The sequence below is a fragment of the Salinisphaera sp. genome, assembly GCF_035690525.1.
GTDB lineage: Bacteria > Pseudomonadota > Gammaproteobacteria > Nevskiales > Salinisphaeraceae > Salinisphaera.
The window spans coordinates 62,468-89,028 of record NZ_DASSKM010000109.1; the positions used below are offsets into that span (position 1 = coordinate 62,468).

The window sequence follows — 26,561 nt, forward strand, 5'->3', positions numbered from 1 at the left end:
AGCCGCTCAGATCAAAGCGCGAAATGCAGAAAGCCCGTCGGCCGCATGGTCACGGCCACGCCCACGATATAGGCAAAGACCAGCAGCGCGAGCACGCCCGCGAGCGCCCGCCACCGGCGGTCGGACGGGCCACGAAACACCACGGTACCCAGCGCAATATAGGCGATCAGACCGATCACCTTCGCGGTCAGCCAGTCGCTGTTGAAAAACGGATACTGATGGATGAGAAAGGCCAGCGTGAGACCGCTGGCCAGCAACAGCGTGTCGATGACGTGCGGCACGATGCGCAGCCAACGCCAGAGACCGCGGCGCGCCACGTTGACCCATAGACCGCGCGCCGTGAACAGGCTGACGCTGGCCCCGGCGCAGCTCATGTGAACGAGCTTGATCCCGTTGTAGAGAGTGCCGATGTCCATCAGCTTCGTTGCCTTTTTCTTTTAGGACGATATGAACCTGCGACGCCGCCGGGTCATCGCCTTCGACGCGTTCGCCCTGATCGATACGAAAACCGAGTGCGGCCGCCCGAGCGCCATGCGTTTACCCAGTGTGCCGGCAACGCCGGTACAGGCCTTGATCTGCGTCAAGGCGGGCCGACAGGGCGATCCCTCATCATGTGCTATGAAAAAACCGGCGATTCGCGCGATATTGTAATCGCCGTGTCGCGCGGTCTGCCGAGTGCGGGCCACCAACACCTCATAGACGGGGATTTGCGTGAAGACTCCGATCATGGCCGGGCGAGCAGCGATCGTACTGGCTTCACCGCATCGGCCGTTCTTTCTGGCCGGCGCCGCGCAGATCGTCGCGGCCATGGGGCTTTGGCTAACGATTCTCTGCGGCTGGTATCTACCCGGCACGGCCGGCCCGACGCTCGCGGTTCCCGGCATGGCTGTGCACGTTTTTCTGATGCTGTACGGCCTGTTTCCGTTTTTTGTGTTCGGTTTCGCCCTTACCGCGTTCCCACGCTGGTTGAACAGCGCACCGGTGCCCAAGGCGCGCTATGCGCGCATCGCCGCCGGCATGGCGCTGGGCGTGTGCGTCGCCTACATCGGCTTCCTGATCGACCGGAGGCTGGCCGCCGCGGGTGCTGCGCTGTTCGTGGCCGCATGGGGCTTCGGTTGGGTCACGCTGTATCGAGTCTGGCGGCACTCGCCGCGTGTCGACAAGCGCTTCGCGCTGTTTCCACTGGGGTGTATCGCCGCGGGCTGGCTCGGCGCGGCCATCTACGTCGCCGGGTTGATCGTACCGCGGGCGCCGCTGCTGGAACCGGCCATCGCGATCGGCATCTGGCTGTTTCTGGTGCCGCTGATCGTGGCCATAAGCCATCGAATGATTCCGTTTTTCAGTTCTCGTGTTCTAAGTGACTACCGAATCGCCAAACCCGGCTGGACCCTACCGGCCACCTTGCTTTGCGTTGCCGCCCACTGCAGCCTCGCGATCGCCGGCCGGCTTGACTGGTCGCTCTTCTGCGATCTACCGCTGGCGGCGCTCGCCGCGTGGCATAGCTGGCGCTGGGGGCTGGCGCGGAGCCTGCGCAACCCCCTGCTCGGCATGCTCCACGTCGCCTTCGCCTGGCTGGCCGTCGCGATGACGCTGTATGCAATCGACAGTCTGCTGCAGTTCTTCGGCGCTCGAATGTCGCTCGGCACCGCGCCTCTGCATGCGCTGGGGATCGGCTTCGTCACCGGTATGGTGGTCGCCATGGCCACCCGCGTGAGCCTCGGTCATTCAGGCCGCCCGCTGATCGCCGGGCGTGTCGCGCTATGGGCTTTCACGCTGATTCAAGTGACGGCCGTGGTCCGCGTCCTGGCCGAATGCCCGGTGCCGAGCGGATTGCGCCCGTGGTTGATCCTCGCCGCCGCGGCGCTCTGGCTCGTCGCCCTGCTGCCCTGGACTCTGCGCTATGGCGCCGCCTATCTCGGCCCGCGCGTGGACGGTGCGCCAGGCTAGGTTTGGCGACGCCGCCGGGCGCGGCGACGGGTGGGACGTTAACCAAGTGCCGCATAGATCGGCAGATAGCGCCCTCGGCGCAACAGTTCGCCCGGCGTCCCCTGCTCCAGCACGCGGCCGTCGCCTAGCACCGCAACCCGGTCGACGTGCCGCAGGGCCTGGGGCCGATGCGTGATGAGCAGCGTCGTACGATTCGCCATGAGCGTTTCCAGCGCCTGCAGCACCGCATGCTCGGTCCCGGCGTCCAGCCCTTCGGTGGGCTCGTCCAACAACAAAATCGGCGCGTCCTTGAGCAGCGCGCGAGCGATGGCGATCCGGCGCGCCTGGCCACCGGACAGGCGCGTCCCCGTTTCGCCGGTCACGGTGTCCAGTCCACCCGGCAGCGCCCGAATTTCAGCCTCGATCCCGGCCTGACGCAGAGCGCCCCAGAGCTGTTCGTCCGTGGCTCCGCTGTGCGCGAGCCTCAGATTCTCGCGGATGCTGGTATTGAACAGATGCGTCCGCTGCGAGACCACGGCACACCAGCCGCGGACCGTCTCGCCGCGATAGGCGCGCAGCGGTACGCCGCCCAGGGTCGCCTCGCCGTCCTGATAGTCCCAGAATCGTAGCAACACATTGAACAAACTTGTTTTTCCCGAACCCGTCGCGCCGACGACACCCAGCCGTTGGCCCGGCGCCACGTGTAAGTCGATACCGTCCAGCGCCCAGCGCGCGCCTTCGGCATAGCGCATACGCAGCCCGCGGCACCGGATATCGAAAATGGGCGGCGGCTCGGCCTCGCGCGGCGGTTCGTCCACCGCCGGCGCGGCATCGACCAGAGCGAATATTCGGCGCGCGGCGGCGCGCGTCTCGCCGAGGCTCCGAAAGGCCAATGGCAACGGATTGACGGCCTCGAAGCTGGCCAGGATGAAAAACGCGATCATCGCCAGATCGGCGCCGTCGAGCCGGCCGGCCGCGATCAGCGGAATCACGGCCACCAACGCCAGCCAGAGACAGAGCCGGGTCGCGAGCCCCGAAACCGCCCCCGCCACGGCATCGATCCATACCTGCCGGCGCTGCGGCGCGACCAGCCCCTGGCTCAGCCGTTCCACATGCCCGGCCTGACGGACACGCGCCTGATAGACGTGCAGTTCGTCCATGCCGCGCACGGAATCGGCGATCGCGGAGCGCAGATCGGCGCGACCCGCCACGGCACGCGCGCCGGGTACCGCCCCCAGGCGCTGGACCAACAGCGGCATCCCGATACCGACGACCACCAGCCCGGCCAGATCGATCAGCGCCGCGGCCACGCTGAAGCCGGCGAGGAAACCGACCATCACCAGCACGCTGACCGCCGCGGCAACGGTGGGCACGAGCACCCGTAGATAGAAGTTGTCGAGCGTATCGATATCCGCGCGGATACGACTCAGCAGATCGCCGCCGCGATAAAACTGTAGCCGCGCCGGCGCCAGCGGTTCGAGATGCACATAGAACCAGCCGCGCAACTGCGACAGCAGGCGAAGCGTGGCGTCGTGGGTCACCAGCCGCTCACCGTAACGCCCGACGCTCCGCACGATGGCCAGGGCGCGAATACCGGCAGCCGGCGTGAAGTAGTTGATCGTATACCCGCCAAGGCCCGCCAGCGCCATTGCGGTGATGAACCAGCCGGCCAGCGACAACAACGCCACATTGGCCAGAATGACGCCGGTCGACAGCGCGATGCCGGCAGCGAGCGAGCGCCGGAAGGGCTTGAAGAGACCGAGCAGACGCAGCAAATCGGTCATGGCGTATCGACCATACCGCCGCGGTAGAGCGACAGCATTTCGACGTAACGCCCGTTATTATTCAGCAGCGTGCGGTGGCTGCCCCGCTCGATGATGCGCCCGTGATCGAGAACCACAATCTCGTCGGCGCGGCGCACGGTGGCCAGGCGATGCGCGATCATCAGCATGACGCGATTGCGGGCCAGGCGCTCGATGGCCTGGGTGATCAACGTCTCGGTCTCGGGGTCGAGACTGGCGCTGGCCTCATCCAGCACCACCAGGTCGGCGTCCTTGAGAAAAGCGCGCGCAAGCGCGATACGCTGGATCTCGCCGCCGGATAGCCCCTGGCCGCGATCGCCGACGATCGTGTCGTAGCCGGCCGGCAATCCTTCGATGAACGCGGCGGCGTTGGCCTGCGCCGCCGCACGCCGCACCGCCTCGGGGCCCGCCGACGGCATGCCCAGACGGATATTGTCGCCCACGCTGCCGTGGAACAGCGTCGGCCGCTGGGCCAGCCAAGCCACCCGCGCCAACCATTGTTCGGCATCGATATCACACAGATCGACGCCATTGGCGCGGACGCGGCCCTGTGCCGGCTGAAGGAAGCCCAGAAGCAGCTGACTGATCGTCGTCTTGCCGGCGCCGCTCGGCCCGACGAGGGCGACGCGCCGGCCGCGCTCGATCGCGAAGTCGAGATTTTGAAGCACCGGCTGCCCGGGCTCGTAGGCAAAATCGACGCGCTCGAAAGCCACGCGGGTCAGAGGGCCGATCCGGGCGGCGGCCTCACCGCGCGCCGGGCGCGTCGCCGGCTCATCCAACAGCGCCACGATCTGCTCCGAAGCGCCAATCGCCTCCATGCGCGCATGGTACTGAGCCCCCATGTTGCGCAGCGGCACATAGAACTCGGGCGCCAGAAGCAGCACGAACAGGCCCGGCAGAAACTGCATCTCACCGTAGTAAAGCCGGAAACCGATATAGACCGCGACCATCGCGATGGCGATCGTGGCCAGGAACTCCAGCATCAACGACGACAGGAACGCCACGCGCAGCACCGCCATGGTGTCGTGCCGATAGGCTTTCGATATCCGGGCCACGACCGCGGCCTCGCGCCGGCTGGCGTTGAACAGCTTGCGCGTGGTCAGGCCTTCGATGGCGTCGAAAAAATGCGCGCTCATGCGCGCGAGCCGCCGCCACTGGCGCTGATTGAGGCGCTCGGTGCCCTTGCCGATCAGGATCATGAACAGCGGAATCAGCGGCGCGGTGATGACGAGGATCAGTCCGGAGACCCAATCCTGCGGGAAAACGAACACCAGGATCGCGAGCGGCAGGAACGTAGCCCGGGCGATCTGCGGCAGATAGCCGGCGTAATAACTGTCGAGCGACTCGACCGCGTCGGTGAGCGTATGCGCGATCGCGCCGCTGCGCTGACGGCGCGCCCATGCCGGACCGAGGGCCTGGGCATGGTCGTATAGCTGCCTCCGCACCGCGAGCTTGACGCGCGCCGCGGCCTCGAAGGCGGCGACCTCAGCCAATGGCGTTACGGCGGCGCGCACCGCGAACACGGCGAGCACGCCCCACAGCCACGGCCATACGGCGGCCAAGCCTCGACCGTCGATCGCCACCGCGGCGATGATCCGGGCCAGCAGCCAGGCTTGTCCGATCAGCAACAGCCCGTCGACCGCGCTCATCGCGATACTCAAGCCCAGCGGCCCGCGCGCCCGGCGGAGTTGTCTGCGCAACCAACCGCTCAGCACCCCGGCGGCGGCACGCTTTCCCGGTGCAGCCGAACGCGCCATTCTCACCACCCCGAATCAACTCATGAATATCCGACCGACCCGACCGGCCAAAAATTGCCGATAGCGGTTCGAATCAGCGCGAACGCCCGATCCGGCGGAGACGGCGCGCCTCGCCCCTGACCAGGATGCCGAACAACACGACACTAAAACCGAAGAAGGCGGCCGCAACAAACCACAGGTGGCCAGGCAGGCCGAAAAACAGGTTGACCATCACCAGGCCGAGCACCGGGCCACAGATATAGACCGCCGGCCAGCGCATATGCCATAGCGCCCGAGCCCAAACATGCCGGGCATCGCCATTGTCGGCCGCAGGCATGGTCGGTTTAGTGGCCATAACCCGTGAGCTTGTTGATACGCGCCCGGAACACCCAAATCTGATACCAGTTGTAGGCCAGCATCACCGGCAGGAAACTGCCCATGGCGAGCGTGAAGGTCACCAGCGATACCGCCGGGCTGGCAGCCGCTTGCACAGTCCAGGTATTCGGCACAATCCAGGGGAGCATAGTGAACATCATGGAAAGCCACATGATCGCGATGGCGGCGTTTAGCCACAGGATGGCCGCCAGATCGCGCTCTTTGCGGGTCGCGCGGCGCATCTGGAAGGTTGCCAGCACGACCACGATCGCCAACAGCAGCCAAATCCAGAAATACGGCCCCAGCCATTTGGCGCGTACCCATTCGAAGATCGCGAGGCTCCAGATGCCGGTAACGACCACGGCGGCCAGCGCCAGATAGAACGTACGATCGACCCAGACCGCCGCCCGCACGCGGATCGCTTCGGTGCGCTCGAAGCGCGCCCGGATGAACAAACTCCCGGCCAGCGAGGCCGCGATTACCGCACCAATGCCGGTCCAGACGCTGAAAGCGCTGACAAAGCGCAGCATGCCGCCTGGGTATGTCGGCACTTGACCGCCGGTCAGCGGGTACCCCTGAAGTACCGCGCCCATGGCCATGCCGGCGAAAAACAGCGTGGTCAGGCTGGCCACGCCGAACAAGCCGTCCCATAGCCATTGGGTGCGCTGCGAAAGATGCCGGAACTCCAACGATACAGCCCGCATCATGATGCTGAGCAGTACGATGATCAGCGGCAGCATCAGATAATGAAACGCCGAGCCGTACACCATGGGAAAAGTGCCAAACAGAATGCCACCGGCCACAACGAGCCAGGTTTCATTGGCATCCCATGTGCCGGCCATAGTCGCCATAATCGCGCCACGCTCTTGATGATCGTGCACGAATAACGAGAAGACGCCGGCGCCCAGATCGGCGCCGTCGAGCATGATATACATCAGGAAACTAAAGCCGAGTGCGAACCACCAGGCGTATATCAGGAAATTATGGGCCTGTGACAGATCGTTCATTGCCTGTGCCCTCCTACGGCCGCACGTAGGCCGGTTCGTCTTCGTCGGAATCCGGCGCGTTCTCCAGATGCCCGAGCAATTCATCCCCACCGGTGACTACCGGGCTGTCCATATCCGGGCCGGCCCGCAAAACTTTGGCCAGGAAATACCAGGTGAAGTACCACACCAGCAGTTCAAAGACGAAAAACGCGCCCAGCCAGAGCGCAGCCTCGAACACCGTCATCCGGCTCACGCCTTCGGACACGCGCATCATGCCGTCCACCAGCCACGGCTGGCGGCCGACCTCGCGCGTCCACCAGCCGGTCCAGATCGCCAGATACGGCAGAAAAGCAGAAAACACTAAAATACGCAGAAACCAGCGGTTGCCGGCAATGGTGGTGGCCGACAAACGGCCGCGCCACATCAGGTACGCGCCCCAGAGCGCGACGCCAAACAGAAAGAAGCCGATCGCGACCATCACCCGAAACGAATAGAACGGCACCCATACCGGCGGCCGATTTTCAGGCTTGAACTGGTCTAGCCCGGGCACCTTGCCGTTCCACGAATAGGTCTCGATCAGGCTCAGCGCGTGCGGGATGGAAATGGCCCAGTCCATTGTGTTCGCGGCATCGTTGGGCCAGCCGATAATCGTCCAGGCAGTATTGATCGTGCCATCCGCATCGTACGTCTGATAATGGCCTTCCATGGCCGCCAGCGCGGCCGGCTGGGTTTCGCCCACAACATGACCGAGCGCATCGCCCAGATAAATCTGCAGCGGCGTAATAACGACCGCGGCGAGCAGCGCGTACTGCAACGCCCGCCGAAACAGCGCGACTTGGCGGCCCTTGAGCACGAACCAGGCGGCCACCCCGATCACGAAGAACAGCGCCAGTTCCAGCGCGGCGATCCACATATGCGGAAAACCGTAGATAAAGTTCGGGTTGAAGATCGCCGCCCACCAATCGGTGACATGGAAAACACCGTTTCTGAGCTCGACGCCGGTCGGCGTCTGCATCCAGGAATTGGCGTCCATGATCCAGAAGGCGGACAACGTCGACGACAGCATGACGTTGAAGGTCGCAAACAGATGCATACCGCGGCTGATCTTGCCCCAGCCGAACACCATCAGGCCGATGAAGCCGGCCTCGTACATGAAGGCGGTGATGGTTTCGTAGCCGAGCACAACGCCGAAAAACGGCCCGGCGGCCTGCGAAAATGGCCCGTAGAGAATCCCAAAGGCCATTTCCATGGTCACGCCGGTGGCCACCCCGGCGCCGAAATTGATGATGAATAGCTTTTCGAAGAAGCGAACCAGCCGGTACCAGCCCTCGTCGTTCGTGGCGAGCCAGCGCCATTCGGAAACGAACAAAAGCGCGGACAATCCGATTGTCAGCGGCGGATACAGGAAATGCAGGCTGGTGACCCAGGCGAAATCAAGCCGGGTCAGCAGTATCGCGAGTGGATCCACGTTGCAAACCTATTCTTCGAAGTATAAAGGCCCGATAGCCGCCATCAGAAGCCAGGCCGCATTGTCGGTCGAAAAGCCTTCAGAAGCTACCACGGGTTGTGTCCCAACCGATTGATCCAGATCAAGCACGGAACCGTGTGGCCGCGTCCTTGATCCGGGCGGGTTCCGGATCGTCACCCACGGCCAGATAGATCAGCAGGCGCAGCGAATAATCGGTATGGGTCGTGAGCTGCATGAGACTTGACGCCAAATGAGCGTATTATATACTTCTTTAAAAGAAGTATTTCACTTGCCTTAAATAAGGAGAGTTGCATGCTCAGTGAACGCCAGACCGCCGTCATCAAGGATACGGCGCCGGTTCTCAACGAGCACGGCGAAGCCGTCGCCCGCCATATGTACGACCGGATGTTCACCCAGAACCCGGAAGTCAAGGACTACTTCAATCCGGCCCATCAGATTTCCGGGCGCCAGCAAAAGGCGCTCTCGTCAGCCGTGACCGCCTACGCCCAGCATATCGACAACCCGGGCGCGCTCACCGAGGCCATCGAACTGATCGCCCAGAAGCATACGTCGCTCGGCATCCAGCCCGAGCACTATCCTGTGGTGGGCCGGCACCTGCTGGCCGCGTTCCGCGAAGTGCTCGGCGAAGCCGCCACGGACGAAGTGATCGATGCCTGGGCCGCGGCCTACTCGCAACTCGCCGAGATCTTCATCGATCGCGAACGACAGATCTATACCGACCAGAAGGAGCGCGACGGATGGAACGGCCTCAAGCCGTTCGTTGTGACCGAGCGCCAGCCGGTCTCGGATAACGTGATGTCGGTGTATCTGGAACCCGTGGACGGTCAGCCGCTGCCGCCCCACAAGCCGGGCCAGTACATCGCCATTCACGCCGAATTGCCCGACGGCGACACCGCACTGCGCAACTACAGCCTGTCCAACGCGCCGGGCACGCCCTACTACCGGATCAGCGTCAAGCGCGAAGACGCGCCCCGGGCCGGCGTGCCGCGCGGCAAGTTCTCCAACTACGCCCACGAACGTCTCGCCCAGGGCGACAAGGTCCGGGTGAGCCCGCCCTGCGGCGAATTCACGCTCGAGCCCTCCCGGGACAGCTCGCGGCCTCTGGTCTTCCTGGCGGGCGGCGTGGGCATTACGCCGTTGCTGTCCATGCTGCACACCGCGCTGGCCGACGAAGCCAACAAGGATCGCCCGGTCGTGTTCATCCAGGCCGCGCGCTGTGCCCGGCTTCGTCCGTTCGCCGAGGAACTGGCGGTTGCCGACGAAACCCACGACAACCTGCGCCTGCACGTGATCTACAACGAGCCCGACGCCGGCGACGTGGGCGCGGAGGACGACGGCGTCAGCGAAGGGCTGATCGACGATGCCCTGCTCGATCGTCTGGTCGGCGATACGCCCGCGGACTACTACTTCTGCGGACCCGAGCCGATGCTGATCGCGCTCTATCGTCTACTCACGTCGCGCGGCGTATCGAATGACGCGATGCACTACGAGTTCTTCGGCCCGGCCGCGGCCCTCGAAAAGGCCAGCTGAGGCCAGCGCACCGTCGTGTGTGATACCGCGGGGAAAGTGCAGAAAAAACGTTCCGGAACGTCGGTGGATGCCGACGCGCCGGCCCGTCTGATCGCCGCTCAGCCCTTCGCCGCTGGGCTGGGCGACGACGCTCTCGAACGCCTCATCGACACCGCGGCGCATCGACGCGTCGCCGAAGGCCAGTTCCTATTCCATCAGCAGGCGGCGGCCACACGGTTCTTCGTGGTCATCGAAGGAAAGCTCAAGCTCTATCGCATCTCGGCCGCCGGCAGCGAAAAAATCATCGGCCGCGTCGGTGCCGGCGACAGCTTCGCCGAAGGCATCGCGTTCATGGAATGCCCACGCTATCCGGTTCATGCGCAGGCCATCGAAGACAGCCGGGTGATCGGCTTATCGCGTAAAGTGTATCGTGAACAGTTGATCGCTTCGCCGGAAACCTGCCTGGCGGTGATGGGCAAGCTGACCGGCCGTATCTCGCGGCTGCTCGACGAGATCGAGTGCCTGACCCTGCGCGGCGGACGCGACCGCGTGATCCGCTTTCTGCTCGGCCTGGTGCCGAATGATGGAGCCGCACGCAACGACGCGACCATCACACTGCCGGCACGCAAGAACACGATCGCCGCTCAGCTTTCGATCCGGCCCGAAACGCTATCCCGCATTCTGGCCGGTCTAAACCGGGACGGCCTGATCCAGCGCACCGCCGATCCGCACCGGCTTTACATCCCGGAGCCCGCGGTGCTGCGCCGCGAATTCGACGAGTCAACAGGCGGCCAGCGCTTCTAGGGGCTGACCCCGGCTGGCCGTGATCTGCTTGGCACCGACTCCGGAGTGAATCACCACGGCATTATTCCGCACGGCGTAATTGACCGGAAAGACCTCCGGACTCGGCTCGTGATTGATTGAAACCACGCGTTCCGAGCTCGCGCAAGCCACGTCAACGTTTTTTCGGGTTGCAATGCGCGGACGGCTCCGGCGCCCCCTCGTCCAGCAGCCCCAGCTTGTCCGGCACGCCGTTCCAGGAATCGGCATCCTCCGGCGCCTCGATCATCGCGTCGATGACCGGCCAGCGCGACGCGAGACGCGCGTTGATCTCGAAAAAATGCTGCTGATCGGCCGGCACATCGTCCTCGGCGAAAATCGCCTCGGCCGGGCACTCGGGTATACAGAGCGTGCAGTCGATACACTCCTCCGGATCGATGGCCAGGAAATTAGGCCCCTCGTGAAAGCAGTCCACCGGACACACCTCGACACAGTCGGTGTACTTGCAGCGAATACAATTGTCGGTCACTACATGCGTCATGATGGACCTCATTCGACCGTTGTCGACAGCATAGATCGATCTCGACGGACGGGCCTTGATCCAGATCATGTCGGGATGCGACCGACGCGGTGGGCATGACCCGAAAACATTCGTCCCGATCCATTTCCACCAGAGCCACGGTGCGCCCGCGCCGTCTTACGGGGGCCTTTTTTCATTCCGCTACCGCGTTCGGACGCATTGCCCTGAATCGTCAACACGCCGCGGATTGACGACCGGTTTCGCTATTTTTTCGTATACTGGTGGAACTCCAGTACACGAGCCATTTCCGCTTGAGATCCAACTTGCGGACGTTCGGCAAATTCTGCAACACGACATTGCCGGTTGTACGGCAATGCCCGGGAATCTCTAATGAAACAACCGCCCATCACCGTCACCGAAACCGATTACGACCGGATCGACGCGCTGCTCGATGAAACGGGCGATGCCGTACCCGGCATACGGGAGCTGCGCACCGAGCTCGAGCGCGCGCACGTCGTTGCGTCGGAGGACGTTCCGGAAAACGTGGCGACGATGAATTCGACCATCGCGTTCGAAAACGTTGACAGCGGCAAGCGTTTCGAGCTGGCGCTCGTCTATCCCCGGGATATCGACGGCAGCCCCGGCAAGGTATCGATACTCGCGCCGGTGGGCAGCGCACTGCTCGGCCTGGCTGTCGACCAGGAGATTCAGTGGCAGGTGCCCGGCGGTAATGCGCTCAGGCTTCGCGTACTCGATGTCCGCAATCAGCCGGAAGCGCGCTATCGCTAACAGTTCATGATGCGCTGCGGATGGACACGGGCCCACCTTCGCGGTCGAAAAACACGAATGCGCCCAGATCCGCGCCGATCGTCAGCGCGGTTGCCATACGCTCAAGATGCGGTTCACATTCGGCCGACGTGGGCGCGGTGCCGTGCGATCCCGGCAATACCGCTGTCATCAGAAATCGCCAGTCACTCGTGACCGAATCGGCCCCGGCCACGATATCGGCCAGGCACAGATCGTCCGTCACCGCCCAATCGCGGACCATGACGGGCTGCAGCAGACCTTCGTCCATCAAGGCCTTATTCGCATCGGCCCGGCGCCGATAAGCGGTTTCGGCCTGGACCAGCACCGTGAGCAGCCGGCAGGGATCGGGTTCGGCCCGCGCCATGGCGATCAGGTCGTCGAACGACTCAAGCGCCGGCACGGTATTCGAAGTCGTTGTATCCATTATTGCAGCAGCGGGTTGTCGGCGGTTTCCAGCTCCACGCCCCGGAGTTCGGCTTCGGAGGCCAGCACCCGAATATACTGACTGACCGCCCGGCGCCAGGAGCGCTCGGCCAGATAATCGGCGACCATTGGCGCGACGTCGTCATAGGCCAGCGGCTCGCCGCCACGGCGCTCGTCCACGCGCACGATGTGATAACCGTAGCGCGTCTCGATGGGCTTGTTCGCCAGGCCCACGTCCAGCCGCAGCGCCACGCTCTCCAGCTCGGGCACGGTCTGGCCGCGCCCGATCCAGCCGAGCGCGCCGCCGGCTTCGGCCGACGGGCAGCGTGAATGCGCCGCCGCCAGTTCGGCAAAACAGTCCGGTTCGACGCCGAGCTGTTCGATCAATTCATCGACCTGCTGCCGCGCTGCTACACGGGCTTCGGGATCGTCGGGCGCGGCCGCCAAGAGAATATGCGCCATGGCCACGCTCACCGGCGTGGCGAACCGCTCGCGATTGGCGTCGAAGTAGCGCCGGCAGTCGTCCTCGGTGGCCTCGGGCACCGCGACCTCGGCGCTCAGCAGCTCATCGATGGCGGCGTCCAGGCGCTCGGCGGTGGCGATGCCAACGGCCTCGGCGCGCTGGCGCAGCAGTTCCTTGACCGCCAGCCGCCGGGTGGCCTCGGCGCGTTTTTCGTCGATCGTGCCCGAATCGATTTCGCCGGACTCGGCGTTGATGTGGTGCTCGGGCAGCACGACACGATTGACCATGGCCAGCATGATGAACTCCTTGCCCGGTTCAGGCGCGCTCGGAGCGCGCCGCGGCCCGCGTCCGGTACTCTCGCACCACCTGATAACGCCGCGCCGCGTAGCGATACGGCACGCTCCAGATATGCACCAGGCGCGTGAAGGGAAAGACCAAGAACACGGTCAAACCGAGAAACAGATGCACCTTGAACACCCAGTAGACGCTGGCCAGATAGGTCGAAGCACCCGGCCGGAAGGTCACGATATGCTGGGCCCAGTCGGCGAGCGCGATCATTTCGCTGCCGTCCAGATGCTGGGCCGACACCGGAATGGTGGCCAGGCCGAATACGAGCTGCACGTACAGCAGAATCAGAATGAACTTGTCGCCGCGCAGGGATTGCGCGCTGACCAGGCGATGAAACAGCCGCCGATAGAGCAAGATGCTGCCGCCGACCAGCGCGGCCGTGCCCGCGACGCCGCCGGAGACCATGGCCAACAGCTGCTTGCTGGTCACGGTCAGGCCAACATAGGGATAAAGCCAGTGCGGCATGAGCAGGCCGATCAAATGGCCAAAGAATAAAAAAATGATGCCCAGATGGAACAGGTAGTTGCCGATCTGGAAAACCATCGAATTGTTCAGCAACTGGCTGGAATTGGTCTTCCAAGTGTACTGGCTCATGTCGTAGCGCACGAGGCTGCCGAGTAAAAATATCGTGCCGGCGATATAGGGATAGATCTGGAACAGAATGTAATCAAGCGTATCCATGCCTCAATCTCCCTGAATATGAGCCGATGGCGCGCTGCCCGTATCCGGCTCGGGCCGGTTCTGGCGCGTTGCCCCACAATTGGTGTGCGCCTCGCCGGGGCCGAATGTGACCGGTTTTTCCATCCAGACGTCGTCTATAGCGGCCGGCGTGTCGTCGCGCACTTCCTTGCCGGCCATCTCGGTCAGCCCTTCCGGCGCGGGCTCGGCGCCGATCAGGCGCAGCAGCACGGTGAAGGCGCTGGCATAGCCGCTGTCGCGCTGGCTTAGACGCACGCTGATCCGCTGTAGCACGTGGGTAGTTTCGACCAGCCAGGCTCGCGCGTCCGGCTCGGGAAGCTGGGCACAGAATTCCAGCAGCATCGGCAGAAAATCCGGCAGCTCGCGTGTATGACTTTCCAGGCCGTGCTCGCGATAAACGCGGGTGAGCTCGATCATCGCCGGACCGCGGTCGCGGGACTCGCCGTAGACGTGTTCGAAGACATATAGCGAGACCTTGCGGCCGCGATCGAAGGTGTCCACGTAGCGCGCCTGGATCTCCAGCAGATCGCGCTGCGCCAGATCGTCGATGAAGGCGTGAACCGCCGTGCGCTCGGCGTCGCTCAATTCCGACAGCACGCACAGGATGTCCGCCAGCTCATCTGCATGGGCTTGCAGCGTCGCGCTCGGATAATCGAGCACCCGGGCGAGTGCTGCCAGCGGCCGGGCGAGCGGATTGTCGGCGCCGGCCGTCATTTGCCCGCCTCGCTTTCGGCCGCGGGTACGGCCGGCGCATGCTCACGCTTTCCGGGGCTTTTACCCCCAAACAAGTTGCCCCGCGTCACGCCGTCGGTATGGCAGCCGTCGCCGAAGGAAAAGCCACAGCCCGAACGTTGGCCGAGCGGATCGGATGAGGCCATTTCGCGGTGCCCGGTCGGGATCACGAACCGGTCTTCATAGTTGGCGATGGCCATGGTCTGGTACATGTCATCGACCAGCTCGGACGTCAGGCCCACCTGTTCCAACACGGCGTTGTTAGGCTCGTTGTCCACCGTCAGCGAGCGCCGGTACTTGCGCATCGCCAGCAGCCGCCGCAGGCCGTAGATAATGGGTTTTTCCTCGCCGGCGGTCAGCAGGTTGGCCAGATACTTGACCGGGATCTTGAGCGACTGCACGTCCGGAATCTCGCCGTCGGCGGCGATATTGCCGGCGTCGGCCGCGGCCTGCACCGGTGACAGCGGCGGCACGTACCAGACCATCGGCAGGGTGCGGTATTCCGGGTGCAGCGGGAAGGCCACCCGCCACTCCTTGGCCATCTTCCAGACCGGCGAGCGCTTGGCTGCTTCCAGCCAGTTGTCGGGCACCCCATCGGCGCGCGCCTGCGCCTGCACTTCCGGGTCGTGCGGATCGAGGAAGATGTCCATTTGGGCTTCGTACAGATCGGCCTCGTTGGCCACGCTGGCCGCTTCCTTGATGCGGTCGGCGTCGTAGAGCATCACGCCCAGATAGCGGATACGGCCGACGCAGGTTTCCGAGCACACGGTCGGTTCGCCAACCTCGATGCGCGGATAACAGAAGATGCATTTCTCGGACTTGCCGGACTGCCAGTTGTAGTAAATCTTCTTGTACGGACAGCCGGAGATGCACATCCGCCAGCCGCGGCAGCGATCCTGATCGATGAGCACGATGCCGTCCTCGGCGCGCTTGTAGATCGCGCCGCTCGGGCACGACGCGACACAGCTCGGATTCAGGCAGTGCTCGCACAGCCGCGGCAGATACATCATGAACGTATGTTCGAACTGCCCGTAGATCTCGGTCTGGATATTCGCGAAGTTGTAGTCGCGCTTGCGCTTGGCGAATTCGCCGCCGAGAATCTCTTCCCAGTTCGGGCCCCACTCGATCTTGTCGATGGGCGCACCCGTGATCGCCGAATACGGTTTGGCGGTCGGCTGGGCCTTGGACGCGGGCGCGTTCTGCAGCCGCTGATAGTCGAAGTTGAACGGCTCGTAGTATTCGTCGATCTCGGGCAGGTGTGGGTTGGCGAAGATCTTGGCGAGCAGCCGCCATTTGCCGCCCTGCTTCGGCGTGATCTCGCCATCGTCGCGGCGTACCCAGCCGCCCTTCCAGCGGTCCTGGTTCTCCCAGTCCTTGGGATAGCCGACGCCGGGCTTGGTCTCGACGTTGTTGAACCACATATACTCCGCGCCCTCGCGCGAGGTCCACACGTTCTTGCAGGTCACCGAGCAGGTGTGGCAGCCGATGCATTTGTCCAGGTTCAAAACCTTGCCGATCTGGGCTCGGATTTTCATGGTGAGACCTCCAGGTCACTCGCGATGCTTGAGCGCACAAACGTTTTTGATTGCGTGCGAAAGTCAGGAATCGGTGAAGTTTTTTCCCCGCAAATTGTCGGTTGCCGGACTGGTTGTGCTCTACCTTCGATTGGGGCTGGGTTTCGCGCTGATGCGCGACTCCCTTTTATTTGCTTGTCCAAATAAAAGAAAGCAAAACAAACGACACCCTGTCTTGCGCCGATGCTTCGCATCGGTCCCCTGTGCTGCTCGCCAGAAAGCGCGCCGCCGGAACTCGCTGCGCTCAGACATCCGGCGGCTTCATCGCTTTCTGGCTCCGCTGCTCGGCGCGGCGCCCAAGGGGCTGAATACAGCCAAAAAGCCATTTGACCTCGATCCGTACGGAAAACATTCATCGCACGTACCCCTGATCGCGGATGCTTTGATCGTCGCCTTCCAGCCAGTCGACGCGATCCATCTTGCGGATGATCACGAAATCGTCGCGGTTGGAGCCGACCGTGCCGTAGTAGTTGAAGCCGTAGCTGAGCTGGGCGTAGCCGCCGATCATGTGGGTGGGCTTGATCAGCGTGCGGGTCACCGAGTTGTGGATGCCGCCGCGGTTGCCGGTGATCTCGGAGCCCGGCGTGTTCACGGTGCGATCCTGGGCGTGATACATCATCGCCATGCCCTCGCGCACGCGCTGCGAGACCACCGCGCGGGCGACCACCGCGCCGTTGATGTTGTAGCCCTCGATCCAGTCGTTGTCGGCGATGCCGGCGCGCTTGGCGTCGACTTCCGAGATCCAGATGATCGGCCCGCCGCGGGACAGCGTGAGCATGATCAGGTTGTCGGTATAGGTGCTGTGGATGCCCCATTTCTGGTGCGGGGTGATCCAGGACAACACGATCTCGGTGTGGCCGTTGGGCCGGGTGTTCATGATCGACTTCCAGGTCTTGGTATTGACCGGCGGCCGATAGGTCGTGAAGCCTTCGCCGAAGGCGCGCATCCACTGGTGGTCCAGATAGAAGTGCTGGCGCCCGGTCAGCGTGCGCCAGGGGATCAGTTCGTGAACGTTGAGATAGCTGCCGTTGTAGGTGGTGTCCTCGTCGGGCACGCCGGACCATACCGGCGAGGCGATGACCCGGCGCGGCTGGGCCACGATGTCGCGGAAGCGGATATGCTCGCCCGCCCGGGGCGCAGCTAGATGGGCGTGTTCGCGGCCGGTGGCGGCCTCCAGCGCCCGCCAAGCCTTGACCGCCACCTTGCCGTTGGTCGCCGAGGACAGCGTCATGACGGTATCGGCCGCCTGGATCGCGTTGTCCATGCGCGGCCGGCCGTTGTGATCCCGCCCGTGCACCGCGCCCAGCTCGGCGACCTCGCCGGCGGTTTCCCATTCGAGGCCTTTTTCCTCATTGCCGTGGGCTTCCAGGGCCGGGCCCAGCGAATTGTAGCGATCGAAAGTCGCCGGGTAATCGCGTTCGACGATCTTGATCGACGGCATGGTCTGGCCGGGCAGCGGCTCGCACTCGCCGGCATACCACTCGGCGGCGTCGAACGGCTGACCCAGTTCGCCCGGCGAATCGTGCGCCAGCGGACGTGTGACCAGATCGGTCTCGACGCCCAGCCGACCTTCGGCGGCCTGCGAGAACGCGGCCGCGATGCCCTTGAAGATATCCCAGTCCGAGCGTGACTCCCAGGCCGGATTGACCGCCGCGGACAGCGGATGGATGAAGGTGTGCATGTCCGAAGTATTGAGGTCGTTCTTCTCGTACCAGGTCGCCGTGGGTAGCACGATGTCCGAATACAGACAGGTCGAGGACATGCGGAAGTCCAGCGTGACCAGCAGATCGAGCTTGCCGCGGGGTGCTTCGTCGTGCCAGACCACGTGTTCCGGGCGCAGACCACCCTCGGCGCCGAGATCGGCGCCCTGGACGCTGTCTTCGGTGCCCAGCAGGTGCTTGAGAAAATACTCGTGGCCCTTGCCGGAGGCGCCGAGCAGGTTGGAGCGCCAGATGAACATGTTGCGCGGCCAGTTCTCGGGCGCGTCCGGATCCTCGCAGGCCATGCGCAGATCGCCGTTTTTAAGCTGCTCGACCACGTATTCGATCGGATCACGCCCGGCTTTCGCGGCTTCACGGGCGATAACCAGCGGATTGCGGTTCAACTGCGGCGCCGAGGGCAGCCAGCCCATGCGCTCGGCGCGCACGTTGTAGTCGATCAGGCTGCCGGTCCAGCGCTTGGCGTCGGCCAGCGGCGACAGAATCTCGTCGACCCCGACCTGTTCGTAGCGCCACTGGTCGGAGTGCGCATAGAAAAACGACGTGCCGTTCATCTGGCGCGGCGGGCGCAGCCAGTCCAGGCCGAAGGTCACCGGCAGCCAGCCGTCCAGCGGGCGCAGGTTCTCCTGGCCGACGTAATGCGCCCAGCCGCCGCCGTTGACCCCGACCGTACCGCACAGCATCAGCATATTGATGATGCCGCGGTAGTTCATGTCGTTGTGGTACCAGTGATTCAGGCCCGCGCCGAGGATCACCATCGACTTGCCCCGGGTCTTGGCCGCGGTTTCGGCGAAGCGCCGCGCGACGTGCACCACGTGCGCGGCCGGCACGCTGGTGATGGTTTCCTGCCAGGCCGGCGTATAGGGCACGTTGTCTTCGTAATCGCACGCGGTGCCGTCGTTATAGCCGCGACCCACGCCGTAGTGGGCGATCAGCAGGTCGTAGACCGTGGCCACCGGCGCGGTGGTGCCGTCGGCAAGCCGGATTCGGGTTACCGGCACGCGCCGCCAGAGCACATCCTCCTGCACGTTGGGTGTGTACTGCTCGTGAGTGAGCCCGCCGAAGTACGGAAAGCCGACCAGTGCGGTGTCGTCGCCGGCCTCGAAAAAGGTGAGCCGCGAATGGATCTCGGCGTCGTCGGCGGTCTTTTGCTCCAGGTTCCAACGCCCGCTGCCGTCCCAGCGGAAACCGATCGAGCCCTGCGGCACCGCCGGTACGTCGCGGGTTTCGTCCCAGACCACCGTCTTCCAGTCGCCGTTTTCGACCGGGTCTGCGGTCAGATCGCTGGCGCGCAAGAAGCGCCCCGCGACATGGCCGTCTTCGTGCGGATCGAGCCGGACCAGCATGGGCAGATCGGTCAAACGCCGACAGTAATCCTGGAAATACGGATTCGGATTATCGACATGGAATTCTTTCAGGATCACGTGGCCGAGCGCCATCGCCAGCGCGGCATCGGTGCCCTGCTTGGGCGACAGCCACAGGTCGGCGAACTTGGTGGCCTCGGCGTAGTCCGGTGAACAAACCACGATCTCGGTGCCGTTGTAGCGCGCTTCGGTCATGAAATGGGCGTCCGGGGTGCGCGTCTGCGGCACGTTCGAGCCCCACATCATGATGAACTTGGCCCGGTACCAGTCGGCGGATTCCGGCACGTCGGTCTGCTCGCCCCAGACCTGCGGCGAGGACGGCGGCAGGTCGCAGTACCAATCATAGAAGGAAAGCGCCACGCCGCCGATCAGCGACAGATAGCGCGCCCCGGAAGCATAGGACAGCATCGACATCGCCGGAATCGGCGAGAAACCGGCGATCCGGTCCGGCCCCCAGCGCTCGATGGTATGCACGTTGGCCGCGGCGATCAGTTCGTTGAGCTCGTCCCAGCCGGCGCGCACCATGCCGCCCAGGCCGCGGCGCTTCTGGTAGCTGGCCCGTTTTTCCTCGTCGGCGACGATCGCCGCCCAGGCATCGACCGGATCGGCGTGCGCGGCCCGGGCCTCGCGCCAGAGCTTGATCAGCGCGGCCCGCACCAGCGGATATTTGAGCCGGTTGGCGCTGTAGATATACCAGGAATAGCTGGCCCCGCGCGGGCAGCCCCGCGGCTCGTGGTTGGGCAGATCGGCCCGGGTGCGCGGATAGTCGGTCTGCTGGGTCTCCCAGGTCACCAGCCCTTCCTTGACGTAGATCTTCCACGAGCAGGCGCCGGTGCAGTTCACGCCGTGGGTCGAGCGCACGATGCGGTCGTGCTGCCAGCGCTGGCGGTAGGCGTTCTCCCAGGCGCGGTCGTCGGTGGACGTCTCGCCGTGGTCGTCGGCAAAAGCGTCCTGCTTGCGGGTGAAATACGTCAGTCGATCGAGAAAATGACTCATGCCCGGTCTCCCCAAAAAATGTCACGAATAGCGCGGTCCTGTTTCTACGTTCACTGCCGCCATCAAGCTCAAGATGAAGGCATCGCCAGTTGCATCACGTCGGTGTAGCTAGCCGCGGCGGGTCCGAACCCGAACAGGGATACGGCCCGAAGCCGGTGAAGAATCGAACGCGGCGCCGAACAGCGCTCTGTTCGGCGAGTTGGCATCGGCCGTGACATTTTTTTGTACCGACATCGCCTCTAAAGCCCAGGAAAAGGCACTGGCACTGTAGCCGTGATCAGGCGCTCCCGATTTGATTCAAATCAAGCCGGATCCGAACAGATAAGACGTGAGAAAATGGAGCATTATTCGATGATGCATAATTAATTAAGAAACGATCATTGATTGTCATCGGCCTGCCACACCTTGACTATCCGACAAACACCATGCCGCGAGGCGGCACCGACCATGCCCGCGACCTTTCGCCATCTCGATGACATGCAGCAGGCGTGCAGCCAATGCTCGCTGGCCCGGCTGTGTCTGCCTTGTGGACTCGGCGCGGACGATGTCGCCCGACTCGAAAAACTGGTCGACGTCGGCCGAAAGTTCGCGCGCAACGTCCCGCTGTTCACACAAGGCGATCGTCTAACGGCGATCTATGTGGTGGGTTCCGGCGCGCTGAAAACCTCGACGATGAGCGCCGACGGGCTGGAACAGATCACCGGCTTTCACTACCCCGGAGATCTACTGGGGCTGGACGGCGTGGCGGCAATGGAACACCGCTGTTCAGCCACTGCGCTGGAAGACAGCGCCGTCTGTCGTATCCCGTTCGAACGGCTGGACGCCCTGCTCGATGATCTGCCGTCGCTACGGCGCCGACTGATGCGGCTCATGAGTCAGGCACTATCCGAAGACGACCAGCTACTACTCACGCTGGGACGCAAAAACAGTGAAGGGCGGATCGCCTCGCTGCTCGTCAGCCTGGCCAGTCGACGCGAGATGCGCGGTATGTCGCTGTCACCCGTACATCTCAGCATGAAGCGCACGGATCTGGCCAATTATCTGGGCATGCGCATCGAGACCGTAAGCCGCGTGCTGCGCAGGCTACAGGAAAGCGGGATCATCTGCGTGCACCGTTCGCTCGTCGATATTCTGGATTTCGACGCGCTGCAGACTTGGTCCTCGTGCGGCGCATGGGTCGGCGATCGCGAGTAGCGCGGCCGAGCCCGATGCGTCGCCCGGACCCGGCCGCGGCCGGAGGTCGCCAGGCCGGAACATCATCATGCCAGCCCTGGCTGACATACCTCGGCCGGCGGGTGTCTTTAGCAGACGGCCGGTCGGGCGACACAGGAGTCTCGCGATGGAATTGAGCAGACGCGCCCGACAGTTTCAAACCCTGCTGATCGAAAAGGGGTTCGACTTCCGGGTTCGCGAATTGCCGGATTCGACGCGCAGCGCGGACGAGGCCGCGGCCGCGCTTGGCTGCCACCGCGCCCAGATCGTGAAATCGCTGATATTTCACGATACCCGGACGGACGCGGCCGTGCTCGTGCTGGCCAGCGGCGACAACCGGGTCGATGAAGCCGTCCTGGCCGCGCATGTGGGCGGGCCGATCGAAAAGGCCGATGCCGCATTCGTCAAGGAAACCACCGGTTTTAGCATCGGCGGCGTGCCGCCGCTTGGCCACCGTGAAATACCGGCGGTGTGGGTGGACGCGGGCCTTCTGCAACACGCTATCCTCTGGGCCGCGGCCGGAACACCGCGCGCTGTGTTCCGGATCGATCGCCCGATCACCGAGATCCTCGCGGCGCATCGCGTGATCGAGCTTCGTTGATAACAAGCCGCCGCCGCCAAAACCGTCGATCGTCTAAAATACTCCGATGCAACATACAGACACCCTGACACAGATCCTGGCGCAGCTGGCTCGGCTCGCGAACACGGCGGAGGCACGCCTGGCCGACGAGCGGCGAGCGGTCGGTGGCGATATCGACTGGTCGGCGCTAGCGTTTCGCTGGCGCGACGACGGCCGGTTGCAGGCGATTGCCTCGCCGAGCACGATGCCGTTGGAGCGCCTGCACGGCATCGAGCGCCAGAAGGAGCGGCTGGTCGCCAACACGCGCCAGTTCGTGGCGCACCGGCCGGCCAACAACGCCCTGCTCTGGGGTTCGCGCGGGACCGGCAAATCGTCGCTCGTGCGCGCGTTGCTGTCAGAATTCGCCGGCCAGGGTCTGCGGATCGTCGAGGTGCCGGCGCATCGGCTGGTCGACCTGCCTGATCTCGTGGCCACGCTGGCCGGGCGCGAGGAGCGCTTCGTGGTGTTTTCGGACGATCTGTCGTTCGAGGCCGGCGACGGCAGCTATAAGGCGCTCAAGGCCGTGCTCGACGGCTCGCTCGCCGCCGCCCCCGAGAACGTCCTGATCTACGCGACCTCGAACCGGCGCCACCTGCTGCCGGAATACCAGTCCGAGAATCAGGCCTCGCGCACGGTCGACGCGGCGACCGGCGAAATCCACCACGGCGAAGCGGTCGAGGAAAAGATATCGCTGTCGGAACGCTTTGGATTGTGGCTGTCGTTCTACCCGTTCGATCAAGCCAACTATCTGGCGATCGCCGCCCGGCACCTGGCCGTTCACGGCATCGAAGCCGAAATCGGCGCCGATCGACCCTGGGAACGCGCCGCGCTGCAATGGGCATTGGCCCGCGGCAATCGCAGCGGCCGAACCGCGGAGCAGTTCGCGCGCGACTGGGCGGGGCAAAATGGCTAGGAACCTGTTCATGAACAGGCTCTAAACCTCGGCGTATTCCAACTTGGCGCCGCAAACCCGACAGACATAATCGGTGCCGGCCAGCGCTCGCTTGTGGCGGATGCTGGTCAGCCAGGCCGGCTCGTGGCAGTCGCAGGCATAACGAAAACGCTTGAGCTGGCGGGTCGGCTCGGCGGGCAATGTGTGGCAGGGCGAGGCATCGACGCCGAAGGCGTGCATCAGCGCTTTCCATTCGGCCCCGTGCGGCCTGGCTCGGCGGCCGTGGAGCCGATAGACCGCCACATGCGCGACTTCGTGCGGCACGGTTTGGTCGAGCATTTCGCGGCTGTGCGAAGCAAGCAACTCGGCGTTGAGCCGGATATGACAACGCCGGGTGCGGCGCGCGAACACGGCTTGGCCGGCCGCCCGACCGCGCAGATCGAAGCGGACCTCCGGCACCGGCAGCCGGCGCGCGCTGGCGCCGGTGATCTCGCGCGCACGGCCGATCCAATACGCGGCCAGTTCGCACGCGCGCAGCTGCAGGTCGTCCGTCTCGTCGAGTGCGAGAGTGTGCTGGATCGGTTGCGCCATCGAAATCGTCGGGACGAAACATCGCCGCTCAGGATACCCGCTTAGAGCCTCGACCTGGTCCGGCGCGAGCCGCTGGGAATTACGATTGAACTTGTCGTCGTACAACGGTCAGATAATGCGAACGCTCGCACTTGCCGGCAAACCGCGGCTTGCAGCGCCGCCTTGCAGTAAACAAACTGCCCCATCGGAATCCGACCCATGTCGCAGACATCGACTGCGCGCCCATGATCGAAATCGACCGCCACGTCATCGCCGACCGACCGCCGGGCGAGGCCTTTCGCTACATCGCCGATTTTTCCACGTGCGAACAATGGGACCCGGCCGTCTACCGCGCCGAGAAACTCACGCCCGGCACGCCCGCCGTCGGCACCGAGTTCCGCGTGATCGTGAGCTTGGGCGCGCGCCGCAAGACGCTGCGCTACCGGATCAACGCGATTCAGCCCGGCCGGCGCATCGATCTGGTCGGCCGCGGCGCCGGCGTCAAGACGTTCGAGACGCTGACCGTGGCCGCCGAGGACGGCGGCGAACGCGCGCGCATCGAATATCAGGGCCGGTTCTCGCTGCGTGGTCCGCTGGCCCGCGCCCAACCCGTGCTCGCGCCGGCCATACGGCGCATGGTGGCGCGGGCCGCCCGCGGCCTGGCCGATGCGCTGGCCATCCGAGTCGAGACGCCGCGCCAAGGCTGGCTCAGCTATGCCGCCGACCGCGCGATCCTGCCGGGCGAGGCGTTGTACACCGATCGCGGCTACTTCGCGATGCGCGATCGCGCGCACAGCGAGTTCATGGACGGCAGACGCGTCGTGGTGACCGGTGCGACCGGCGGTATCGGCCGGGCGATTGCGGCCGAATACGCCCGGCTCGGCGCCCATGTCACGCTGCTCGGACGCGATGCGGCCCGGCTGGCCGCCGCGGCCGATCACGTCCGCGATTTCGCCGGCGCCGCCGCCGACGCCGTCGACGTGACCGAGGCCGATTTGTCGAGCCTCGCCGCGACGCGCCGGGCCGCCGCGACCATCGCCGAAGACGCGCCGAAGCTCGATGTGCTGGTCAATAACGCGGGCGCGCTGTTCGACGAGTACGGCGTCACCGATGACGGCATCGAGCGCACGACGGCGATCAACCTCGTCGCGCCGTTCGTGCTGACCGAGTCCCTGCTGCGGCCGTTGCACGCCGCCGGCGGCCGCGTGATCAACATGGCCAGCGGCGGCATGTATGCGGTCGGCCTCGATCTCGACCAACTCGCGCCGCTGCCCTCGGCCTACGGCGGGCTGAAGGCCTATGCCCGCGCCAAGCGCGCACTGGTGGCGCTGACCGCGCATTGGGCGCGTCGTTATGGCGATGAGGGCATCAATTTCAACGCCATGCATCCGGGCTGGGTGGACACGCCCGGGGTCGCGGAATCGCTGCCGCGCTTTCATCTCGTGATGCGTCCGGTGCTGCGCGATGCGCGCATGGGCGCTGATACCGCGGTTTGGTTGGGCGCGGCCCGCGCCGCGGCCGGGTTGAACGGCGCGTTCGTGTTCGATCGCAAGCCGCGGCCGACCGCGCTCGTGCCGGGAACCCGCGTCAAACCGAGCCAGGCCCAGAGCTTGTACGGCTGGCTTCGCAATACCACCGGGCTGACCCTTCATGGCCTCGGATAGCGACGGTTCCAAAAGGCGCCGGCGGCGCATCATCGGCGCCGGCATCCGCACTCTAAGCCGCGGCGCCATGCGCGGCATGCCCGGCTACGACCGTGCCAAGAGCCTGCAGCGGACCGGCCAGGACTGGTACGACACACTGGGCGGGCTCAAGGGCGCGGCGATGAAGCTGGGCCAGATCGCTGCCCAGTATCAGGATCTGCTGCCGCCGCAGCTCACCGAACAGCTCGCGCGCCTGCAGCGCGACGCCGAGCCGTGGGATTTCGTCGATCTCGAGCCGGTGCTGGTGGCCCACTGGACCAACGAGCAGCGGGATAGGGTCGCGCATATCGACGAGGCCGCCCTGGCCGCGGCCTCGATCGGCCAAGTGCATGCGGCGCGCCTGATCGACGGCCGCGAGGTGGTAATCAAGATCCGTTATCCCGGGGTCGCGGATTCGATCGACGCCGACGTCGCCAATCTGGGCCGGCTGCTCAAATGGTCGCGTTTTCTGCCCATCGGCGGGCGCGATTTGGATGCCGTGCTCGGTGAGTTGCGCGCGCGTTTCGTCGAGGAGACCGACTATCGTCGCGAACTGGCCAACCTGAAACTGCTGCGCGGTCTAAAACTGCGTGATTTCGAACTGCCGGAACCGGTCGACGAGTTGTGCACCGAGGCCATTCTCGTCACCACCCGGCTCGACTCCTGGGCGCTCGAGACCGGCGATCCGAAACTCGGGGCCGCCGTGGTCGAGGCGGTCAATCGTCAGGTGTTCGAGGCCGGCGCGCTGCACGCCGACCCACACGCGGGCAATTTTGGCATCACCGAACAGGGCGCGATGGCGCTTTACGATTTCGGCTGCCTGAAATATCTCGATCCTGCGACCCGCGCGGCCATGCGCGATATCCTCGCCGCCGCAATGGCCGAGGACTGGGTCGGCGTTCACGACGGCATGGCGCGTCTGGGCGCGGTGCCCGAGGATAGCTGGGAAAAACACAGCGAGATCTACCGCGAAATCTATATCCGGCACGCCGAGTCCGCCCTCGCCCCGCTGCGCGATCGCCGTCCTTATGTATTCGAGCGTGACGAGTTGATCGACTCGATTCGCGCCGAGATCGGTCGATCGATGGCCTACTGGCGTTATTTCCGGGCCGCGCCGGACATGGTCTTCGTCATGCGCACGCTATCCGGCTTGTACTGGATATTGCGTAGCCTACACGCCGAGGTCGACCTGTACGGCGAGCTGGAACGCATCGTGGCCGGCGAATACGGCCCATACGACGACACGATGCACGGCACCGCGTGACGAACCGGTGACGGCCGGCTAATCCAACGTTCAGGCACCGCCTCTAATCTATACTCCGGCAAGTCGGACCCCAGG

Annotated in this window: 23 protein-coding genes; 9 read left to right on the top strand and 14 right to left on the bottom strand. The window is 64.6% G+C overall.

What is annotated here, in order from left to right:
* Positions 1-11: 11 nt before the first annotated feature.
* Complete coding sequence (locus VFJ08_RS08005; protein ID WP_324996670.1) at positions 12-416, bottom strand: SirB2 family protein; 405 nt, start codon at positions 414-416, stop codon at positions 12-14.
* Positions 417-726: 310 nt separating this feature from the next.
* Between VFJ08_RS08005 and VFJ08_RS08010 the strand changes: the two genes are divergently transcribed.
* A complete protein-coding gene (locus tag VFJ08_RS08010; protein WP_324996671.1) occupies positions 727-1,947 on the top strand; it encodes an NnrS family protein in 1,221 nt (406 codons plus the stop codon).
* A 38-nt stretch (positions 1,948-1,985) separates the two neighbouring features.
* Here the strand turns inward: VFJ08_RS08010 and cydC are convergent, their stop codons facing one another.
* From cydC to VFJ08_RS08035, 5 genes are all read right to left on the bottom strand, one after another.
* Positions 1,986-3,710: a thiol reductant ABC exporter subunit CydC gene (gene cydC, locus VFJ08_RS08015; protein WP_324996672.1), complete on the bottom strand. Its 1,725-nt coding sequence runs from the start codon at positions 3,708-3,710 to the stop codon at positions 1,986-1,988.
* Complete coding sequence (gene cydD, locus VFJ08_RS08020) at positions 3,707-5,485, bottom strand: thiol reductant ABC exporter subunit CydD (protein ID WP_324996673.1); 1,779 nt, start codon at positions 5,483-5,485, stop codon at positions 3,707-3,709. The genes cydC and cydD overlap by 4 nt, the downstream gene beginning before the upstream one ends.
* 73 nt (positions 5,486-5,558) lie before the next feature.
* Positions 5,559-5,819 (bottom strand): hypothetical protein, encoded by a 261-nt coding sequence (locus tag VFJ08_RS08025; RefSeq protein WP_324996674.1) that lies wholly within the window; start codon positions 5,817-5,819, stop codon positions 5,559-5,561.
* On the bottom strand, positions 5,809-6,846 hold the full coding sequence (locus tag VFJ08_RS08030) for a cytochrome d ubiquinol oxidase subunit II (protein ID WP_324996675.1): 1,038 nt from the start codon (positions 6,844-6,846) through the stop codon (positions 5,809-5,811). The genes VFJ08_RS08025 and VFJ08_RS08030 overlap by 11 nt, the downstream gene beginning before the upstream one ends.
* Before the next feature lie 13 nt (positions 6,847-6,859).
* Positions 6,860-8,293, bottom strand: a complete 1,434-nt coding sequence (locus VFJ08_RS08035; RefSeq protein ID WP_324996676.1) for a cytochrome ubiquinol oxidase subunit I — start codon at positions 8,291-8,293, stop codon at positions 6,860-6,862.
* 312 nt (positions 8,294-8,605) lie between these two features.
* On the opposite strand from VFJ08_RS08035, the gene hmpA reads away from it, so the two are divergent.
* Together hmpA and VFJ08_RS08045 are read left to right on the top strand one after the other, a co-directional pair.
* Positions 8,606-9,844 carry an NO-inducible flavohemoprotein gene (gene hmpA / locus VFJ08_RS08040; protein ID WP_324996677.1) on the top strand — a complete coding sequence of 413 codons (1,239 nt, stop codon included), beginning with the start codon at positions 8,606-8,608 and terminating at the stop codon, positions 9,842-9,844.
* A 36-nt stretch (positions 9,845-9,880) separates the two neighbouring features.
* Positions 9,881-10,627, top strand: a complete 747-nt coding sequence (locus VFJ08_RS08045) for a Crp/Fnr family transcriptional regulator (protein ID WP_324996678.1) — start codon at positions 9,881-9,883, stop codon at positions 10,625-10,627.
* A 151-nt stretch (positions 10,628-10,778) separates the two neighbouring features.
* Here the strand turns inward: VFJ08_RS08045 and fdxA are convergent, their stop codons facing one another.
* Positions 10,779-11,144 (bottom strand): ferredoxin FdxA, encoded by a 366-nt coding sequence (gene fdxA / locus VFJ08_RS08050; RefSeq protein ID WP_324996679.1) that lies wholly within the window; start codon positions 11,142-11,144, stop codon positions 10,779-10,781.
* Positions 11,145-11,513: 369 nt separating this feature from the next.
* Here fdxA and rnk point away from each other — a divergent pair, with 369 nt between their 5' ends.
* A complete protein-coding gene (gene rnk / locus VFJ08_RS08055; protein WP_324996680.1) occupies positions 11,514-11,912 on the top strand; it encodes a nucleoside diphosphate kinase regulator in 399 nt (132 codons plus the stop codon).
* 4 nt (positions 11,913-11,916) lie between these two features.
* Here the strand turns inward: rnk and VFJ08_RS08060 are convergent, their stop codons facing one another.
* The 6 genes from VFJ08_RS08060 to VFJ08_RS08085 form a co-directional block, all read right to left on the bottom strand.
* Positions 11,917-12,354, bottom strand: coding sequence for a hypothetical protein (locus VFJ08_RS08060; protein WP_324996681.1), 438 nt, complete (start codon positions 12,352-12,354; stop codon positions 11,917-11,919).
* Positions 12,354-13,112, bottom strand: coding sequence for a peptidylprolyl isomerase (locus VFJ08_RS08065; RefSeq protein ID WP_324996682.1), 759 nt, complete (start codon positions 13,110-13,112; stop codon positions 12,354-12,356). Before VFJ08_RS08065 ends, VFJ08_RS08060 begins: the two co-directional genes overlap by 1 nt.
* Before the next feature lie 19 nt (positions 13,113-13,131).
* On the bottom strand, positions 13,132-13,845 hold the full coding sequence (gene narI, locus VFJ08_RS08070) for a respiratory nitrate reductase subunit gamma (RefSeq protein WP_324996683.1): 714 nt from the start codon (positions 13,843-13,845) through the stop codon (positions 13,132-13,134).
* Positions 13,846-13,848: 3 nt separating this feature from the next.
* The gene (gene narJ / locus VFJ08_RS08075; protein WP_324996684.1) at positions 13,849-14,577 is read right to left on the bottom strand and encodes a nitrate reductase molybdenum cofactor assembly chaperone; all 729 of its coding nucleotides are present in this window, start codon (positions 14,575-14,577) and stop codon (positions 13,849-13,851) included.
* Positions 14,574-16,130, bottom strand: a complete 1,557-nt coding sequence (narH, locus tag VFJ08_RS08080; RefSeq protein WP_324996685.1) for a nitrate reductase subunit beta — start codon at positions 16,128-16,130, stop codon at positions 14,574-14,576. The genes narJ and narH overlap by 4 nt, the downstream gene beginning before the upstream one ends.
* A 391-nt stretch (positions 16,131-16,521) precedes the next feature.
* A complete protein-coding gene (locus tag VFJ08_RS08085) occupies positions 16,522-20,247 on the bottom strand; it encodes a nitrate reductase subunit alpha (protein WP_324996686.1) in 3,726 nt (1,241 codons plus the stop codon).
* 447 nt (positions 20,248-20,694) lie between these two features.
* Between VFJ08_RS08085 and VFJ08_RS08090 the strand changes: the two genes are divergently transcribed.
* From VFJ08_RS08090 to VFJ08_RS08100, 3 genes are all read left to right on the top strand, one after another.
* A complete protein-coding gene (locus VFJ08_RS08090) occupies positions 20,695-21,441 on the top strand; it encodes a helix-turn-helix domain-containing protein (protein ID WP_324996687.1) in 747 nt (248 codons plus the stop codon).
* Between the two features lie 145 nt (positions 21,442-21,586).
* Complete coding sequence (locus VFJ08_RS08095; protein ID WP_324996688.1) at positions 21,587-22,060, top strand: YbaK/EbsC family protein; 474 nt, start codon at positions 21,587-21,589, stop codon at positions 22,058-22,060.
* Positions 22,061-22,106: 46 nt separating this feature from the next.
* Positions 22,107-22,991, top strand: coding sequence for an ATP-binding protein (locus tag VFJ08_RS08100; RefSeq protein ID WP_324996689.1), 885 nt, complete (start codon positions 22,107-22,109; stop codon positions 22,989-22,991).
* A 21-nt stretch (positions 22,992-23,012) separates the two neighbouring features.
* Here the strand turns inward: VFJ08_RS08100 and VFJ08_RS08105 are convergent, their stop codons facing one another.
* Complete coding sequence (locus VFJ08_RS08105; protein WP_324996690.1) at positions 23,013-23,561, bottom strand: SprT-like domain-containing protein; 549 nt, start codon at positions 23,559-23,561, stop codon at positions 23,013-23,015.
* Between the two features lie 224 nt (positions 23,562-23,785).
* On the opposite strand from VFJ08_RS08105, the gene VFJ08_RS08110 reads away from it, so the two are divergent.
* Positions 23,786-25,204, top strand: a complete 1,419-nt coding sequence (locus tag VFJ08_RS08110) for an SDR family NAD(P)-dependent oxidoreductase (protein WP_324996691.1) — start codon at positions 23,786-23,788, stop codon at positions 25,202-25,204.
* Positions 25,191-26,486, top strand: coding sequence for an AarF/ABC1/UbiB kinase family protein (locus VFJ08_RS08115; protein WP_324996692.1), 1,296 nt, complete (start codon positions 25,191-25,193; stop codon positions 26,484-26,486). The genes VFJ08_RS08110 and VFJ08_RS08115 overlap by 14 nt, the downstream gene beginning before the upstream one ends.
* Positions 26,487-26,561: the final 75 nt, after the last annotated feature.